Origin of the sequence: Escherichia fergusonii ATCC 35469, assembly GCF_000026225.1 — a bacterium.
GTDB lineage: Bacteria > Pseudomonadota > Gammaproteobacteria > Enterobacterales > Enterobacteriaceae > Escherichia > Escherichia fergusonii.
In genome coordinates this window covers 3,357,137-3,372,344 of record NC_011740.1, presented here as the reverse complement: position 1 = coordinate 3,372,344, position 15,208 = coordinate 3,357,137, and the positions used below count along the sequence as shown (strand labels likewise).

General features: G+C 50.1%; 30 protein-coding genes. 29 read left to right on the top strand and 1 reads right to left on the bottom strand.

All coding sequences use genetic code 11. From position 1 onward, the window contains the following. Window positions 1-30 precede the first annotated feature (30 nt). The 3 genes from tuf to bfr all read left to right on the top strand — a co-directional run bounded on the left by tuf (window position 31) and on the right by bfr (window position 2,141). Window positions 31-1,215, top strand: a complete 1,185-nt coding sequence (tuf, locus tag EFER_RS16635) for an elongation factor Tu (RefSeq protein WP_000031783.1) — start codon at window positions 31-33, stop codon at window positions 1,213-1,215. 182 nt (window positions 1,216-1,397) lie between these two features. Then, window positions 1,398-1,592: a bacterioferritin-associated ferredoxin gene (gene bfd, locus EFER_RS16630; RefSeq protein WP_000289090.1), complete on the top strand. Its 195-nt coding sequence runs from the start codon at window positions 1,398-1,400 to the stop codon at window positions 1,590-1,592. Window positions 1,593-1,664: 72 nt separating this feature from the next. Then, complete coding sequence (bfr, locus tag EFER_RS16625) at window positions 1,665-2,141, top strand: bacterioferritin (protein ID WP_000675512.1); 477 nt, start codon at window positions 1,665-1,667, stop codon at window positions 2,139-2,141. Here bfr and EFER_RS16620 read toward each other — a convergent pair. Continuing rightward, window positions 2,131-2,604, bottom strand: coding sequence for a prepilin peptidase (locus tag EFER_RS16620; protein WP_000340172.1), 474 nt, complete (start codon window positions 2,602-2,604; stop codon window positions 2,131-2,133). The two genes, bfr and EFER_RS16620, sit on opposite strands and share 11 nt — an antisense overlap. A 378-nt stretch (window positions 2,605-2,982) precedes the next feature. Between EFER_RS16620 and rpsJ the strand changes: the two genes are divergently transcribed. The 26 genes from rpsJ (at window position 2,983) to rpsD (ending at window position 15,198) form a co-directional block, all read left to right on the top strand. After that, on the top strand, window positions 2,983-3,294 hold the full coding sequence (gene rpsJ, locus EFER_RS16610; RefSeq protein WP_001181005.1) for a 30S ribosomal protein S10: 312 nt from the start codon (window positions 2,983-2,985) through the stop codon (window positions 3,292-3,294). Between the two features lie 32 nt (window positions 3,295-3,326). Further along, a complete protein-coding gene (gene rplC, locus EFER_RS16605; RefSeq protein ID WP_000579833.1) occupies window positions 3,327-3,956 on the top strand; it encodes a 50S ribosomal protein L3 in 630 nt (209 codons plus the stop codon). A 10-nt stretch (window positions 3,957-3,966) separates the two neighbouring features. Continuing rightward, window positions 3,967-4,572: a 50S ribosomal protein L4 gene (gene rplD / locus EFER_RS16600; RefSeq protein WP_000424395.1), complete on the top strand. Its 606-nt coding sequence runs from the start codon at window positions 3,967-3,969 to the stop codon at window positions 4,570-4,572. After that, complete coding sequence (gene rplW, locus EFER_RS16595; protein ID WP_000617544.1) at window positions 4,569-4,871, top strand: 50S ribosomal protein L23; 303 nt, start codon at window positions 4,569-4,571, stop codon at window positions 4,869-4,871. Before rplD ends, rplW begins: the two co-directional genes overlap by 4 nt. 17 nt (window positions 4,872-4,888) lie before the next feature. Continuing rightward, window positions 4,889-5,710: a 50S ribosomal protein L2 gene (gene rplB, locus EFER_RS16590; RefSeq protein ID WP_000301864.1), complete on the top strand. Its 822-nt coding sequence runs from the start codon at window positions 4,889-4,891 to the stop codon at window positions 5,708-5,710. A gap of 16 nt (window positions 5,711-5,726) precedes the next feature. Beyond that, complete coding sequence (gene rpsS, locus EFER_RS16585; RefSeq protein ID WP_001138117.1) at window positions 5,727-6,005, top strand: 30S ribosomal protein S19; 279 nt, start codon at window positions 5,727-5,729, stop codon at window positions 6,003-6,005. A gap of 14 nt (window positions 6,006-6,019) precedes the next feature. After that, on the top strand, window positions 6,020-6,352 hold the full coding sequence (rplV, locus tag EFER_RS16580) for a 50S ribosomal protein L22 (protein ID WP_000447529.1): 333 nt from the start codon (window positions 6,020-6,022) through the stop codon (window positions 6,350-6,352). 17 nt (window positions 6,353-6,369) lie between these two features. Continuing rightward, window positions 6,370-7,071 carry a 30S ribosomal protein S3 gene (gene rpsC / locus EFER_RS16575; protein ID WP_000529945.1) on the top strand — a complete coding sequence of 234 codons (702 nt, stop codon included), beginning with the start codon at window positions 6,370-6,372 and terminating at the stop codon, window positions 7,069-7,071. A gap of 12 nt (window positions 7,072-7,083) precedes the next feature. Continuing rightward, on the top strand, window positions 7,084-7,494 hold the full coding sequence (rplP, locus tag EFER_RS16570; protein ID WP_000941212.1) for a 50S ribosomal protein L16: 411 nt from the start codon (window positions 7,084-7,086) through the stop codon (window positions 7,492-7,494). Further along, window positions 7,494-7,685 (top strand): 50S ribosomal protein L29, encoded by a 192-nt coding sequence (gene rpmC, locus EFER_RS16565; protein ID WP_000644741.1) that lies wholly within the window; start codon window positions 7,494-7,496, stop codon window positions 7,683-7,685. Before rplP ends, rpmC begins: the two co-directional genes overlap by 1 nt. Next, a complete protein-coding gene (gene rpsQ / locus EFER_RS16560; protein ID WP_000130100.1) occupies window positions 7,685-7,939 on the top strand; it encodes a 30S ribosomal protein S17 in 255 nt (84 codons plus the stop codon). Before rpmC ends, rpsQ begins: the two co-directional genes overlap by 1 nt. Window positions 7,940-8,103: 164 nt before the next feature. Beyond that, window positions 8,104-8,475: a 50S ribosomal protein L14 gene (rplN, locus tag EFER_RS16555; RefSeq protein WP_000613955.1), complete on the top strand. Its 372-nt coding sequence runs from the start codon at window positions 8,104-8,106 to the stop codon at window positions 8,473-8,475. A 10-nt stretch (window positions 8,476-8,485) separates the two neighbouring features. Continuing rightward, complete coding sequence (rplX, locus tag EFER_RS16550) at window positions 8,486-8,800, top strand: 50S ribosomal protein L24 (protein WP_000729185.1); 315 nt, start codon at window positions 8,486-8,488, stop codon at window positions 8,798-8,800. A 14-nt stretch (window positions 8,801-8,814) separates the two neighbouring features. After that, entirely contained in the window at window positions 8,815-9,354 is a 540-nt protein-coding gene (gene rplE / locus EFER_RS16545) for a 50S ribosomal protein L5 (protein ID WP_001096200.1), read from the top strand. A gap of 14 nt (window positions 9,355-9,368) precedes the next feature. Beyond that, window positions 9,369-9,674 (top strand): 30S ribosomal protein S14, encoded by a 306-nt coding sequence (gene rpsN / locus EFER_RS16540; protein ID WP_001118930.1) that lies wholly within the window; start codon window positions 9,369-9,371, stop codon window positions 9,672-9,674. Between the two features lie 33 nt (window positions 9,675-9,707). Further along, window positions 9,708-10,100 (top strand): 30S ribosomal protein S8, encoded by a 393-nt coding sequence (gene rpsH, locus EFER_RS16535; RefSeq protein WP_000062611.1) that lies wholly within the window; start codon window positions 9,708-9,710, stop codon window positions 10,098-10,100. Window positions 10,101-10,112: 12 nt separating this feature from the next. Continuing rightward, window positions 10,113-10,646: a 50S ribosomal protein L6 gene (gene rplF, locus EFER_RS16530; RefSeq protein WP_000091947.1), complete on the top strand. Its 534-nt coding sequence runs from the start codon at window positions 10,113-10,115 to the stop codon at window positions 10,644-10,646. 9 nt (window positions 10,647-10,655) lie between these two features. Beyond that, the gene (rplR, locus tag EFER_RS16525; RefSeq protein ID WP_000358960.1) at window positions 10,656-11,009 is read left to right on the top strand and encodes a 50S ribosomal protein L18; all 354 of its coding nucleotides are present in this window, start codon (window positions 10,656-10,658) and stop codon (window positions 11,007-11,009) included. A gap of 14 nt (window positions 11,010-11,023) precedes the next feature. Beyond that, complete coding sequence (gene rpsE / locus EFER_RS16520; protein ID WP_000940121.1) at window positions 11,024-11,527, top strand: 30S ribosomal protein S5; 504 nt, start codon at window positions 11,024-11,026, stop codon at window positions 11,525-11,527. A 3-nt stretch (window positions 11,528-11,530) separates the two neighbouring features. Further along, entirely contained in the window at window positions 11,531-11,710 is a 180-nt protein-coding gene (rpmD, locus tag EFER_RS16515; protein ID WP_001140433.1) for a 50S ribosomal protein L30, read from the top strand. A 3-nt stretch (window positions 11,711-11,713) separates the two neighbouring features. Beyond that, complete coding sequence (rplO, locus tag EFER_RS16510) at window positions 11,714-12,148, top strand: 50S ribosomal protein L15 (RefSeq protein WP_001238917.1); 435 nt, start codon at window positions 11,714-11,716, stop codon at window positions 12,146-12,148. Window positions 12,149-12,155: 7 nt separating this feature from the next. After that, on the top strand, window positions 12,156-13,487 hold the full coding sequence (gene secY / locus EFER_RS16505) for a preprotein translocase subunit SecY (protein WP_001118861.1): 1,332 nt from the start codon (window positions 12,156-12,158) through the stop codon (window positions 13,485-13,487). Window positions 13,488-13,518: 31 nt separating this feature from the next. Beyond that, window positions 13,519-13,635 carry a 50S ribosomal protein L36 gene (gene rpmJ / locus EFER_RS16500; RefSeq protein ID WP_000868187.1) on the top strand — a complete coding sequence of 39 codons (117 nt, stop codon included), beginning with the start codon at window positions 13,519-13,521 and terminating at the stop codon, window positions 13,633-13,635. A gap of 146 nt (window positions 13,636-13,781) precedes the next feature. After that, the gene (gene rpsM / locus EFER_RS16495; RefSeq protein WP_000090775.1) at window positions 13,782-14,138 is read left to right on the top strand and encodes a 30S ribosomal protein S13; all 357 of its coding nucleotides are present in this window, start codon (window positions 13,782-13,784) and stop codon (window positions 14,136-14,138) included. Window positions 14,139-14,154: 16 nt separating this feature from the next. Beyond that, window positions 14,155-14,544 carry a 30S ribosomal protein S11 gene (gene rpsK, locus EFER_RS16490; protein ID WP_001029684.1) on the top strand — a complete coding sequence of 130 codons (390 nt, stop codon included), beginning with the start codon at window positions 14,155-14,157 and terminating at the stop codon, window positions 14,542-14,544. A 33-nt stretch (window positions 14,545-14,577) separates the two neighbouring features. Beyond that, window positions 14,578-15,198, top strand: coding sequence for a 30S ribosomal protein S4 (gene rpsD, locus EFER_RS16485; RefSeq protein ID WP_000135224.1), 621 nt, complete (start codon window positions 14,578-14,580; stop codon window positions 15,196-15,198). The last annotated feature ends 10 nt before the right edge of the window (window positions 15,199-15,208 follow it).

Here is a 15,208-nt window from a genome sequence, read left to right as displayed (position 1 = left end):
GGGGAGAGCACTATAGTAAGGAATATAGCCGTGTCTAAAGAAAAATTTGAACGTACAAAACCGCACGTTAACGTTGGTACTATCGGCCACGTTGACCACGGTAAAACTACTCTGACCGCTGCAATCACCACCGTACTGGCTAAAACCTACGGCGGTGCTGCTCGTGCATTCGACCAGATCGATAACGCGCCGGAAGAAAAAGCTCGTGGTATCACCATCAACACTTCTCACGTTGAATATGACACCCCGACCCGTCACTACGCACACGTAGACTGCCCGGGGCACGCCGACTATGTTAAAAACATGATCACCGGTGCTGCTCAGATGGACGGCGCGATCCTGGTAGTTGCTGCGACTGACGGCCCGATGCCGCAGACTCGTGAGCACATCCTGCTGGGTCGTCAGGTAGGCGTTCCGTACATCATCGTGTTCCTGAACAAATGCGACATGGTTGATGACGAAGAGCTGCTGGAACTGGTTGAAATGGAAGTTCGTGAACTTCTGTCTCAGTACGACTTCCCGGGCGACGACACTCCGATCGTTCGTGGTTCTGCTCTGAAAGCGCTGGAAGGCGACGCAGAGTGGGAAGCGAAAATCCTGGAACTGGCTGGCTTCCTGGATTCTTACATTCCGGAACCAGAGCGTGCGATTGACAAGCCGTTCCTGCTGCCGATCGAAGACGTGTTCTCCATCTCCGGTCGTGGTACCGTTGTTACCGGTCGTGTAGAACGCGGTATCATCAAAGTTGGTGAAGAAGTTGAAATCGTTGGTATCAAAGAGACTCAGAAGTCTACCTGTACTGGCGTTGAAATGTTCCGCAAACTGCTGGACGAAGGCCGTGCTGGTGAGAACGTAGGTGTTCTGCTGCGTGGTATCAAACGTGAAGAAATCGAACGTGGTCAGGTACTGGCTAAGCCGGGCACCATCAAACCGCACACCAAGTTCGAATCTGAAGTGTACATTCTGTCCAAAGATGAAGGCGGCCGTCATACTCCGTTCTTCAAAGGCTACCGTCCGCAGTTCTACTTCCGTACTACTGACGTGACTGGTACCATCGAACTGCCGGAAGGCGTAGAGATGGTAATGCCGGGCGACAACATCAAAATGGTTGTTACCCTGATCCACCCGATCGCGATGGACGACGGTCTGCGTTTCGCAATCCGTGAAGGCGGCCGTACCGTTGGTGCGGGCGTTGTTGCTAAAGTTCTGGGCTAATTACACGTTAATTAGTTTCGAATTAAAAAGGGCGCTTCGGCGCCCTTTTTGCTGCCCGTAATTTGAGTTCGAAATATTTAGTCGTAATTTGGCACGCTGAACTGTGGCGCAAATAAAACTGTGCTATTGTAATCATAACTATTCTCATTTACACTTTGCGCAGATTTTGAACGGGAGTAATCATGTACGTTTGTTTGTGTAATGGTGTAAGTGACAAAAAAATTCGCCAGGCAGTTCGTCAGTTTCATCCTCAGTCTTTCCAACAATTACGCAAGTTTATTCCTGTAGGAAATCAATGCGGTAAGTGCATTCGCGCCGCACGCGAAGTGATGCAGGACGAGTTGATGCAGATGCCAGAATTTAAAGAGATTGCCTGAAGATCACGCTTATTTTTTGACATCCCGCTAGCCCCATCTACGCTCTAATAGTGGAAGCGGAGGGACTATAAAATGAAAGGTGATGTTAAAATCATAAATTATCTCAATAAACTATTGGGAAATGAGCTTGTCGCGATCAATCAGTATTTTCTTCATGCCCGGATGTTTAAAAACTGGGGTCTGATGCGCCTTAATGACGTCGAGTACCATGAATCTATCGATGAGATGAAACACGCCGATAAATATATCGAGCGTATTTTGTTCTTAGAAGGGATTCCTAACTTACAGGATTTAGGCAAACTGGGGATTGGTGAAGATGTCGACGAGATGTTGCAATCCGACCTGCGATTAGAGCTGGAAGGTGCGAAGGATCTCCGTGAGGCTATCGCTTATGCCGACAGCGTTCATGACTATGTTAGCCGCGATATGATGATCGAGATCCTTGCTGATGAAGAAGGGCATATCGACTGGCTCGAAACAGAGTTAGATCTCATTGGCAAAATTGGCCTGCAAAATTACCTGCAATCACAAATCAAAGTTAAAGATTAAATTCAGAAAGCAGGCTGTCCCAACCTACAACGAAACCCGCAGTCGCCAGGTATGGTCCAAAAGGCAGCGGGTTTTTTAATGATTCTTTTCCTCTCATAAGCAGACCAATAACTACGGCTCCGCAAGCGAATGAAGCAGCAAGGAAAACCAGCCGTGGCAGGAATGCCCATGTATGCCAGGCGCCAAGGGCCGCGAGAAACTTCACATCGCCATAACCTAATCCTTCTTTATGACGCAGTATGCGATATCCCCAGTAAATGACTGCGAATGTGCCGTAACCAATAATCGCCCCCCATAACGCATCGGCTAAATTGTCAGGATGACAAATTTGATAGAACATAAGACCTGACCAGAGTAATGGGCACGTAAATCTGTCAGGTAACAAGCCATGCTTTGCATCCCAGAAAAAAAGTAGGGCTGTTAAACAAGCGTACAAAGTCAGAAAGGGAAGGGTAGCGTCCATAAAACATCCTCTGTAATTGGAGTAGCACCATCGAATAATTCCTGATACTCAGCAACAGAGAAATCGCGGCTTTGTTAACCTGGTTCCGGTGAAAAACGCTATCTTCACAACCTTACAAATTTCGTGGAATGCTGCTCGCAATCCCCTCATCACGATTAATTTCTACGCGATACTTGCGTGATGCTGAGATTTGCGTATAATGCGCGAGCTTGTCGTAGTTGACAGCAGGTTCAATCTGAACCTCAGATAGTCGAATTTGACTACCTAACAATGCTCCCAATCGGGGAGCTACGTAAGAACGGTTACACTCTCCCATCAATCGTAATGGGTCTGAGGAGTAATCATTTTCGTTTATAAAATAATTGGAGCTCTGGTCTCATGCAGAACCAAAGAATCCGTATCCGCCTGAAAGCGTTTGATCATCGTCTGATCGATCAATCAACTGCGGAAATCGTCGAGACTGCCAAGCGCACTGGTGCGCAGGTTCGTGGTCCGATCCCGCTGCCGACCCGCAAAGAGCGCTTTACCGTTCTGATCTCTCCGCACGTCAATAAAGATGCGCGCGATCAGTACGAAATCCGCACTCACAAGCGTCTGGTTGACATCGTTGAGCCAACCGAGAAAACCGTTGATGCTCTGATGCGTCTGGATCTGGCTGCCGGTGTAGACGTGCAGATCAGCCTGGGTTAATCAGGTCATTGAGCGATTGAGAGGTTGAAACAATGATTGGTTTAGTCGGTAAGAAAGTGGGTATGACCCGTATCTTCACAGAAGATGGCGTTTCTATCCCAGTAACCGTAATCGAAGTTGAAGCAAACCGCGTTACTCAGGTTAAAGACCTGGCTAACGATGGCTACCGTGCTATCCAGGTTACCACCGGTGCTAAAAAAGCAAACCGTGTGACCAAACCTGAAGCTGGCCACTTCGCTAAAGCTGGCGTAGAAGCTGGCCGTGGTCTGTGGGAATTCCGCCTGGCTGAAGGCGAAGAGTTCACTGTAGGTCAGAGCATTAGCGTTGAACTGTTTGCTGACGTTAAAAAAGTTGACGTAACTGGCACCTCTAAAGGTAAAGGTTTCGCAGGTACCGTTAAGCGCTGGAACTTCCGTACCCAGGACGCTACTCACGGTAACTCCTTGTCTCACCGCGTTCCGGGTTCTATCGGTCAGAACCAGACTCCGGGCAAAGTGTTCAAAGGCAAGAAAATGGCAGGTCAGATGGGTAACGAACGTGTAACCGTTCAGAGCCTTGACGTAGTACGCGTTGACGCTGAGCGCAACCTGCTGCTGGTTAAAGGTGCTGTCCCGGGTGCAACCGGTAGCGACCTGATCGTTAAACCAGCTGTGAAGGCGTAAGGAGATAGCAATGGAATTAGTATTGAAAGACGCGCAGAGCGCGCTGACTGTTTCCGAAACTACCTTCGGTCGTGATTTCAACGAAGCGCTGGTTCACCAGGTTGTTGTTGCTTATGCAGCTGGTGCTCGTCAGGGTACTCGTGCTCAGAAGACTCGTGCTGAAGTAACTGGTTCCGGTAAAAAACCGTGGCGCCAGAAAGGCACCGGCCGTGCGCGTTCTGGTTCTATCAAGAGCCCGATCTGGCGTTCTGGTGGCGTGACCTTTGCTGCTCGTCCGCAGGACCACAGTCAAAAAGTTAACAAGAAGATGTACCGCGGCGCGCTGAAAAGCATCCTGTCCGAACTGGTACGTCAGGATCGTCTGATCGTTGTCGAGAAGTTCTCTGTAGAAGCGCCGAAAACTAAGCTGCTGGCACAGAAACTGAAAGACATGGCTCTGGAAGATGTGCTGATCATCACCGGTGAGCTGGACGAAAACCTGTTCCTGGCTGCGCGCAACCTGCACAAGGTTGACGTACGCGATGCAACTGGTATCGACCCGGTTAGCCTGATCGCCTTCGACAAAGTCGTAATGACTGCTGATGCTGTTAAGCAAGTTGAGGAGATGCTGGCATGATTCGTGAAGAACGTCTGCTGAAGGTGCTGCGTGCACCGCACGTTTCTGAAAAAGCGTCTACTGCGATGGAAAAATCCAACACCATCGTACTCAAAGTTGCTAAAGACGCGACCAAAGCAGAAATCAAAGCTGCTGTGCAGAAACTGTTTGAAGTCGAAGTCGAAGTCGTTAACACCCTGGTAGTTAAAGGGAAAGTTAAACGTCACGGACAGCGTATCGGTCGTCGTAGCGACTGGAAAAAAGCTTACGTCACCCTGAAAGAAGGCCAGAATCTGGACTTCGTTGGCGGCGCTGAGTAAGTCGGAGGAGTAATACAATGGCAGTTGTTAAATGTAAACCGACATCTCCGGGTCGTCGCCACGTTGTTAAAGTGGTTAACCCTGAGCTGCACAAGGGCAAACCTTTTGCTCCGTTGCTGGAAAAAAACAGCAAATCCGGTGGTCGTAACAACAATGGCCGTATCACCACTCGTCATATCGGTGGTGGCCACAAGCAGGCTTACCGTATTGTTGACTTCAAACGCAACAAAGACGGTATCCCGGCAGTTGTTGAACGTCTTGAGTACGATCCGAACCGTTCCGCGAACATCGCGCTGGTTCTGTACAAAGACGGTGAACGCCGTTACATCCTGGCCCCTAAAGGCCTGAAAGCTGGCGACCAGATTCAGTCTGGCGTTGATGCTGCAATCAAACCAGGTAACACCCTGCCGATGCGCAACATCCCGGTTGGTTCTACTGTTCATAACGTAGAAATGAAACCAGGTAAAGGCGGTCAGCTGGCACGTTCCGCTGGTACTTACGTTCAGATCGTTGCTCGTGATGGTGCTTATGTCACCCTGCGTCTGCGTTCTGGTGAAATGCGTAAAGTAGAAGCAGACTGCCGTGCAACTCTGGGCGAAGTTGGCAATGCTGAGCATATGCTGCGCGTTCTGGGTAAAGCAGGTGCTGCACGCTGGCGTGGTGTTCGTCCGACCGTTCGCGGTACCGCGATGAACCCGGTAGACCACCCACATGGTGGTGGTGAAGGTCGTAACTTTGGTAAGCACCCGGTAACTCCGTGGGGCGTTCAGACCAAAGGTAAGAAGACCCGCAGCAACAAGCGTACTGATAAATTCATCGTACGTCGCCGTAGCAAATAATTTTAGAGGATAAGCCATGCCACGTTCTCTCAAGAAAGGTCCTTTTATTGACCTGCACTTGCTGAAGAAGGTAGAGAAAGCGGTGGAAAGCGGAGACAAGAAGCCCCTGCGCACTTGGTCCCGTCGTTCAACGATCTTTCCTAACATGATCGGTTTGACCATCGCTGTCCATAATGGTCGTCAGCACGTTCCGGTATTTGTAACCGACGAAATGGTCGGTCACAAACTGGGTGAATTCGCACCGACTCGTACTTATCGCGGCCACGCTGCTGATAAAAAAGCGAAGAAGAAATAAGGTAGGAGGAAGAGATGGAAACTATCGCTAAACATCGCCATGCTCGTTCTTCTGCTCAGAAGGTTCGCCTTGTTGCTGACCTGATTCGCGGTAAGAAAGTGTCGCAGGCTCTGGATATTTTGACCTACACCAACAAGAAAGCGGCTGTACTGGTCAAGAAAGTTCTGGAATCTGCCATTGCTAACGCTGAACACAACGATGGCGCTGACATTGACGATCTGAAAGTTACGAAAATTTTCGTAGACGAAGGCCCGAGCATGAAGCGCATTATGCCGCGTGCAAAAGGTCGTGCAGATCGCATCCTGAAGCGCACCAGCCACATCACTGTGGTTGTGTCCGATCGCTGAGACTCTGGAGACTAGCAATGGGTCAGAAAGTACATCCTAATGGTATTCGCCTGGGTATTGTAAAACCATGGAACTCTACCTGGTTTGCGAACACCAAAGAATTCGCTGACAACCTGGACAGCGATTTTAAAGTACGTCAGTACCTGACTAAGGAACTGGCTAAAGCGTCCGTATCTCGTATCGTTATCGAGCGTCCGGCTAAGAGCATCCGTGTAACCATTCACACTGCTCGCCCGGGTATCGTTATCGGTAAAAAAGGTGAAGACGTAGAAAAACTGCGTAAGGTCGTAGCGGACATCGCTGGCGTTCCTGCACAGATCAACATCGCCGAAGTTCGTAAGCCTGAACTGGACGCAAAACTGGTTGCTGACAGCATCACTTCTCAGCTGGAACGTCGCGTTATGTTCCGTCGTGCTATGAAGCGTGCTGTACAGAACGCAATGCGTCTGGGCGCTAAAGGTATTAAAGTTGAAGTTAGCGGCCGTCTGGGCGGCGCGGAAATCGCACGTACCGAATGGTACCGCGAAGGTCGCGTACCGCTGCACACTCTGCGTGCTGACATCGACTACAACACCTCTGAAGCGCACACCACTTACGGTGTAATCGGCGTTAAAGTGTGGATCTTCAAAGGCGAGATCCTGGGTGGTATGGCTGCTGTTGAACAACCGGAAAAACCGGCTGCTCAGCCTAAAAAGCAGCAGCGTAAAGGCCGTAAATAAGGAGCGTCGCTGATGTTACAACCAAAGCGTACAAAATTCCGTAAAATGCACAAAGGCCGTAACCGCGGTCTGGCGCAGGGTACGGATGTTAGCTTCGGCAGCTTCGGTCTGAAAGCTGTTGGCCGTGGTCGTCTGACTGCACGTCAGATCGAAGCAGCACGTCGTGCTATGACCCGTGCAGTTAAGCGTCAAGGTAAGATCTGGATCCGTGTGTTCCCGGACAAACCGATCACTGAAAAGCCGCTGGCAGTGCGTATGGGTAAAGGTAAAGGTAACGTGGAGTATTGGGTTGCCTTGATTCAGCCGGGTAAAGTCCTGTATGAAATGGACGGTGTTCCGGAAGAGCTGGCCCGTGAAGCATTCAAGCTGGCAGCAGCGAAACTGCCGATTAAAACCACCTTTGTAACTAAGACGGTGATGTAATGAAAGCAAAAGAGCTGCGTGAGAAGAGCGTTGAAGAGCTGAACACCGAGCTGCTGAACCTGCTGCGTGAGCAGTTCAACCTGCGTATGCAGGCTGCAAGTGGCCAGCTGCAACAGTCTCACCTGTTGAAGCAAGTGCGTCGCGATGTCGCACGCGTTAAGACTTTACTGAACGAGAAGGCGGGTGCGTAATGACCGATAAAATCCGTACTCTGCAAGGTCGCGTTGTTAGCGACAAAATGGAGAAATCCATTGTTGTTGCTATCGAACGTTTTGTGAAACACCCGATCTACGGTAAATTCATCAAGCGTACGACCAAACTGCACGTACATGACGAGAACAACGAATGCGGTATCGGTGACGTGGTTGAAATCCGCGAATGCCGTCCGCTGTCCAAGACTAAATCCTGGACGCTGGTTCGCGTTGTAGAGAAAGCGGTTCTGTAATACAGTACACTCTCTCGATACGAATAAACGGCTCAGAAATGAGCCGTTTATTTTTTCTACCCATATCCTTGAAGCGGTGTTATAATGCCGCGCCCTCGATATGGGGATTTTTAACGACCTGATTTTCGGGTCTCAGTAGTAGTTGACATTAGCGGAGCACTAAAATGATCCAAGAACAGACTATGCTGAACGTCGCCGACAACTCCGGTGCACGTCGCGTAATGTGTATCAAGGTTCTGGGTGGCTCGCACCGTCGCTACGCAGGCGTAGGCGACATCATCAAGATCACCATCAAAGAAGCAATTCCGCGTGGTAAGGTCAAAAAAGGTGATGTGCTGAAGGCGGTAGTGGTGCGCACCAAGAAGGGTGTTCGTCGCCCGGACGGTTCTGTCATTCGCTTCGATGGTAATGCTTGTGTTCTTCTGAACAACAACAGCGAGCAGCCTATCGGTACGCGTATTTTTGGGCCGGTAACTCGTGAGCTTCGTAGTGAGAAGTTCATGAAAATTATCTCTCTGGCACCAGAAGTACTCTAAGGAGCGAATCATGGCAGCGAAAATCCGTCGTGATGACGAAGTTATCGTGTTAACCGGTAAAGATAAAGGTAAACGCGGTAAAGTTAAGAATGTCCTGTCTTCCGGCAAGGTCATTGTTGAAGGTATCAACCTGGTTAAGAAACATCAGAAGCCGGTTCCGGCCCTGAACCAACCGGGTGGCATCGTTGAAAAAGAAGCCGCTATTCAGGTTTCCAACGTAGCAATCTTCAATGCGGCAACCGGCAAGGCTGACCGTGTAGGCTTTAGATTCGAAGACGGTAAAAAAGTCCGTTTCTTCAAGTCTAACAGCGAAACTATCAAGTAATTTGGAGTAGTACGATGGCGAAACTGCATGATTACTACAAAGACGAAGTAGTTAAAAAACTCATGACTGAGTTTAACTACAATTCTGTCATGCAAGTCCCTCGGGTCGAGAAGATCACCCTGAACATGGGTGTTGGTGAAGCGATCGCTGACAAAAAACTGCTGGATAACGCAGCAGCAGACCTGGCAGCAATCTCCGGTCAAAAACCGCTGATCACCAAAGCACGCAAATCTGTTGCAGGCTTCAAAATCCGTCAGGGCTATCCGATCGGCTGTAAAGTAACTCTGCGTGGCGAACGCATGTGGGAGTTCTTTGAGCGCCTGATCACTATTGCTGTACCGCGTATCCGTGACTTCCGTGGCCTGTCCGCTAAGTCTTTCGACGGTCGTGGTAACTACAGCATGGGTGTCCGTGAGCAGATCATCTTCCCAGAAATCGACTACGATAAAGTCGACCGCGTTCGTGGTTTGGATATTACCATTACCACTACTGCGAAATCTGACGAAGAAGGCCGTGCTCTGCTGGCTGCCTTTGACTTCCCGTTCCGCAAGTAAGGTAGGGTTACTAAATGGCTAAGCAATCAATGAAAGCACGCGAAGTAAAACGCGTAGCTTTAGCTGATAAATACTTCGCGAAACGCGCTGAACTGAAAGCGATCATCTCTGATGTGAACGCTTCCGACGAAGATCGTTGGAACGCTGTTCTCAAGCTGCAGACTCTGCCGCGTGATTCCAGCCCGTCTCGTCAGCGTAACCGCTGCCGTCAAACAGGTCGTCCGCATGGTTTCCTGCGGAAGTTCGGGTTGAGCCGTATTAAGGTCCGTGAAGCCGCTATGCGCGGTGAAATCCCGGGTCTGAAAAAGGCTAGCTGGTAATTGTCACCAATTGAATCACGGGAGTAAAGACAGATGAGCATGCAAGATCCGATCGCGGATATGCTGACCCGTATCCGTAACGGTCAGGCCGCGAACAAAGCTGCGGTCACCATGCCTTCCTCCAAGCTGAAAGTGGCAATCGCCAACGTGCTGAAGGAAGAAGGTTTTATTGAAGATTTTAAAGTTGAAGGCGACACCAAGCCTGAACTGGAACTTACTCTGAAGTATTTCCAGGGCAAAGCTGTTGTAGAAAGCATTCAGCGTGTCAGCCGCCCAGGTCTGCGCATCTATAAACGTAAAGATGAGCTGCCGAAAGTTATGGCGGGTCTGGGTATCGCAGTTGTTTCTACCTCTAAAGGTGTTATGACTGATCGTGCAGCGCGCCAGGCTGGTCTTGGTGGCGAAATTATCTGCTACGTAGCCTAATCGGAGGAAAAAATGTCTCGTGTTGCTAAAGCACCGGTCGTTGTTCCTGCCGGCGTTGACGTAAAAATCAACGGTCAGGTTATTACGATCAAAGGTAAAAACGGCGAGCTGACTCGTACTCTCAACGATGCTGTTGAAGTTAAACATGCAGATAATACCCTGACCTTCGGTCCGCGTGATGGTTACGCAGACGGTTGGGCACAGGCTGGTACCGCGCGTGCCCTGCTGAACTCAATGGTTATCGGTGTTACCGAAGGCTTCACTAAGAAGCTGCAGCTGGTTGGTGTAGGTTATCGTGCAGCGGTTAAAGGGAACGTAGTAAACCTGTCTTTAGGTTTCTCTCACCCAGTTGACCATCAGCTGCCAGCGGGAATCACTGCTGAATGTCCGACTCAGACTGAAATCGTGCTGAAAGGCGCTGATAAGCAGGTGATCGGGCAGGTTGCAGCGGATCTGCGCGCCTACCGTCGTCCTGAGCCTTACAAAGGCAAGGGTGTTCGTTACGCCGACGAAGTCGTGCGTACCAAAGAGGCTAAGAAGAAGTAAGGTAACACTATGGATAAGAAATCTGCTCGTATCCGTCGTGCGACCCGCGCACGCCGCAAGCTCCAGGAGCTGGGCGCAACTCGCCTGGTGGTACATCGTACCCCGCGTCACATTTACGCACAGGTAATTGCACCGAACGGTTCTGAAGTTCTGGTAGCTGCTTCTACTGTAGAAAAAGCTATCGCTGAACAACTGAAGTACACCGGTAACAAAGACGCGGCTGCAGCTGTGGGTAAAGCTGTCGCTGAACGCGCTCTGGAAAAAGGCATCAAAGATGTATCCTTTGACCGTTCCGGGTTCCAATATCATGGTCGTGTCCAGGCACTGGCAGATGCTGCCCGTGAAGCTGGCCTTCAGTTCTAAGGTAGAGGTGTAAGATGGCTCACATCGAAAAACAAGCTGGCGAACTGCAGGAAAAGCTGATCGCGGTAAACCGCGTATCTAAAACCGTTAAAGGTGGTCGTATTTTCTCCTTCACAGCTCTGACTGTAGTTGGCGATGGTAACGGTCGCGTTGGTTTTGGTTACGGTAAAGCGCGTGAAGTTCCAGCAGCGATCCAGAAAGCGATGGAAAAAGCCCGTCGCAATATGATTAACGTCGCGCTGAATAACGGCACTCTGCAACACCCTGTTAAAGGTGTTCATACGGGTTCTCGCGTATTCATGCAGCCGGCTTCCGAAGGTACCGGTATCATCGCCGGTGGTGCAATGCGCGCCGTTCTGGAAGTCGCTGGGGTTCATAACGTTCTGGCTAAAGCGTATGGTTCCACCAACCCGATTAACGTGGTTCGTGCAACTATCGATGGCCTGGAAAATATGAATTCTCCAGAAATGGTCGCTGCCAAGCGTGGTAAATCCGTTGAAGAAATTCTGGGGAAATAAACCATGGCAAAGACTATTAAAATTACTCAAACCCGCAGTGCAATCGGTCGTCTGCCGAAACACAAGGCAACGCTGCTTGGCCTGGGTCTGCGTCGTATTGGTCACACCGTAGAGCGCGAGGATACTCCTGCTATTCGCGGTATGATCAACGCGGTTTCCTTCATGGTTAAAGTTGAGGAGTAAGAGATGCGTTTAAATACTCTGTCTCCGGCCGAAGGCTCCAAAAAGGCGGGTAAACGCCTGGGTCGTGGTATCGGTTCTGGCCTCGGTAAAACCGGTGGTCGTGGTCACAAAGGTCAGAAGTCTCGTTCTGGCGGTGGCGTACGTCGCGGTTTCGAGGGTGGTCAGATGCCTCTGTACCGTCGTCTGCCGAAATTCGGCTTCACTTCTCGTAAAGCAGCGATTACAGCCGAAGTTCGTCTGTCTGATCTGGCTAAAGTAGAAGGCGGTGTTGTAGACCTGAACACGCTGAAAGCGGCTAACATTATCGGTATCCAGATCGAGTTCGCGAAAGTGATCCTGGCTGGCGAAGTAACTACTCCGGTAACTGTTCGTGGCCTGCGTGTTACTAAAGGCGCTCGTGCTGCTATCGAAGCTGCTGGCGGTAAAATCGAGGAATAAGTAGCAGATGGCTAAACAACCGGGATTAGATTTTCAAAGTGCCAAAGGTGGCTTAGGCGAGCTGAAACGCAGACTGCTGTTTGTTATCGGTGCGCTGATTGTGTTCCGTATTGGCTCTTTTATTCCGATCCCTGGTATTGATGCCGCTGTACTTGCCAAACTGCTTGAGCAACAGCGAGGCACCATCATTGAGATGTTTAACATGTTCTCTGGTGGTGCTCTCAGCCGTGCTTCTATCTTTGCTCTGGGGATCATGCCGTATATCTCGGCGTCGATCATTATCCAGCTGCTGACGGTGGTTCACCCAACATTGGCAGAAATTAAGAAAGAAGGGGAGTCTGGTCGTCGTAAGATCAGCCAGTACACCCGTTACGGTACTCTGGTGCTGGCAATATTCCAGTCGATCGGTATTGCTACCGGTCTGCCGAATATGCCTGGTATGCAAGGCCTGGTTATTAACCCGGGCTTTGCGTTCTACTTCACCGCTGTTGTAAGTCTGGTCACAGGAACGATGTTCCTGATGTGGTTGGGCGAACAGATTACTGAACGAGGTATCGGCAACGGTATTTCAATCATTATCTTCGCCGGTATTGTCGCGGGACTCCCGCCAGCCATTGCCCATACTATCGAGCAAGCGCGTCAAGGCGACCTGCACTTCCTCGTGTTGCTGTTGGTTGCAGTATTAGTATTTGCAGTGACGTTCTTTGTTGTATTTGTTGAGCGTGGTCAACGCCGCATTGTGGTAAACTACGCAAAACGTCAGCAAGGTCGTCGTGTCTATGCTGCACAGAGCACACATTTACCGCTGAAAGTGAATATGGCGGGGGTAATCCCGGCAATCTTCGCTTCCAGTATTATTCTGTTCCCGGCTACCATCGCGTCATGGTTCGGGGGCGGTACTGGTTGGAACTGGCTGACAACAATTTCGCTGTATTTGCAGCCTGGGCAACCGCTTTATGTGTTACTCTATGCGTCTGCAATCATCTTCTTCTGTTTCTTCTACACGGCGTTGGTTTTCAACCCGCGTGAAACAGCAGATAACCTGAAGAAGTCCGGTGCATTTGTACCAGGAATTCGTCCGGGAGAGCAAACGGCGAAGTATATCGATAAAGTAATGACCCGCCTGACCCTGGTTGGTGCGCTGTACATTACCTTTATCTGCCTGATCCCGGAGTTCATGCGTGATGCAATGAAAGTACCGTTCTACTTCGGTGGGACCTCACTGCTTATCGTTGTTGTCGTGATTATGGACTTTATGGCTCAAGTGCAAACTCTGATGATGTCCAGTCAGTATGAGTCTGCATTGAAGAAGGCGAACCTGAAAGGCTACGGCCGATAATTGGTCGCCCGAGAAGTTACGGAGAGTAAAAATGAAAGTTCGTGCTTCCGTCAAGAAATTATGCCGTAACTGCAAAATCGTTAAGCGTGATGGTGTCATCCGTGTGATTTGCAGTGCCGAGCCGAAGCATAAACAGCGCCAAGGCTGATTTTTTCGCATATTTTTCTTGCAAAGTTGGGTTGAGCTGGCTAGATTAGCCAGCCAATCTTTTGTATGTCTGTGCGTTTCCATTTGAGTATCCTGAAAACGGGCTTTTCAGCATGGAACGTACATATTAAATAGTAGGAGTGCATAGTGGCCCGTATAGCAGGCATTAACATTCCTGATCATAAGCATGCCGTAATCGCATTAACTTCGATTTATGGCGTCGGCAAGACCCGTTCTAAAGCCATCCTGGCTGCAGCGGGTATCGCTGAAGATGTTAAGATCAGTGAGCTGTCTGAAGGACAAATCGACACGCTGCGTGACGAAGTTGCCAAATTTGTCGTTGAAGGTGATCTGCGCCGTGAAATCAGCATGAGCATCAAGCGCCTGATGGATCTTGGTTGCTATCGCGGTTTGCGTCATCGTCGTGGTCTCCCGGTTCGCGGTCAGCGTACCAAGACCAACGCACGTACCCGTAAGGGTCCGCGCAAACCGATCAAGAAATAATCGGGGTGATTGAATAATGGCAAAGGCACCAATTCGTGCACGTAAACGTGTAAGAAAACAAGTCTCTGACGGCGTGGCTCATATCCATGCTTCTTTCAACAACACCATCGTGACTATCACTGATCGTCAGGGTAACGCGTTGGGTTGGGCAACAGCCGGTGGTTCCGGTTTCCGTGGTTCTCGCAAATCCACTCCGTTTGCAGCTCAGGTTGCAGCAGAGCGTTGCGCTGACGCCGTGAAAGAATACGGCATCAAGAATCTGGAAGTTATGGTTAAAGGTCCGGGTCCAGGCCGCGAATCTACTATTCGTGCTCTGAACGCCGCAGGTTTCCGCATCACTAACATTACTGATGTGACTCCGATCCCTCATAACGGTTGTCGTCCGCCGAAAAAACGTCGCGTATAACGCCTCGTTTTCCAGGTTTGTTGGAGAAAGAAAATGGCAAGATATTTGGGTCCTAAGCTCAAGCTGAGCCGTCGTGAGGGCACCGACTTATTCCTTAAGTCTGGCGTTCGCGCGATCGATACCAAGTGTAAAATTGAACAAGCTCCTGGCCAGCACGGTGCGCGTAAACCGCGTCTGTCTGACTATGGTGTGCAGTTGCGTGAAAAGCAAAAAGTTCGCCGTATCTATGGTGTGCTGGAGCGTCAGTTCCGTAACTACTACAAAGAAGCAGCACGTCTGAAAGGCAACACCGGTGAAAACCTGTTGGCTCTGCTGGAAGGTCGTCTGGACAACGTTGTATACCGTATGGGCTTCGGTGCCACTCGTGCAGAAGCACGTCAGCTGGTTAGCCATAAAGCAATTATGGTAAACGGTCGTGTTGTTAACATCGCTTCTTATCAGGTTAGTCCGAATGACGTTGTAAGCATTCGTGAGAAAGCGAAGAAGCAGTCTCGCGTGAAAGCCGCTCTGGAGCTGGCTGAGCAGCGTGAAAAGCCAACCTGGCTGGAAGTTGATGCTGGCAAGATGGAAGGTACGTTTAAGCGTAAGCCGGAGCGTTCTGATCTGTCTGCGGACATTAACGAACACCTGATCGTCGAGCTTTACTCCAAGTAAAGCTTAGTAC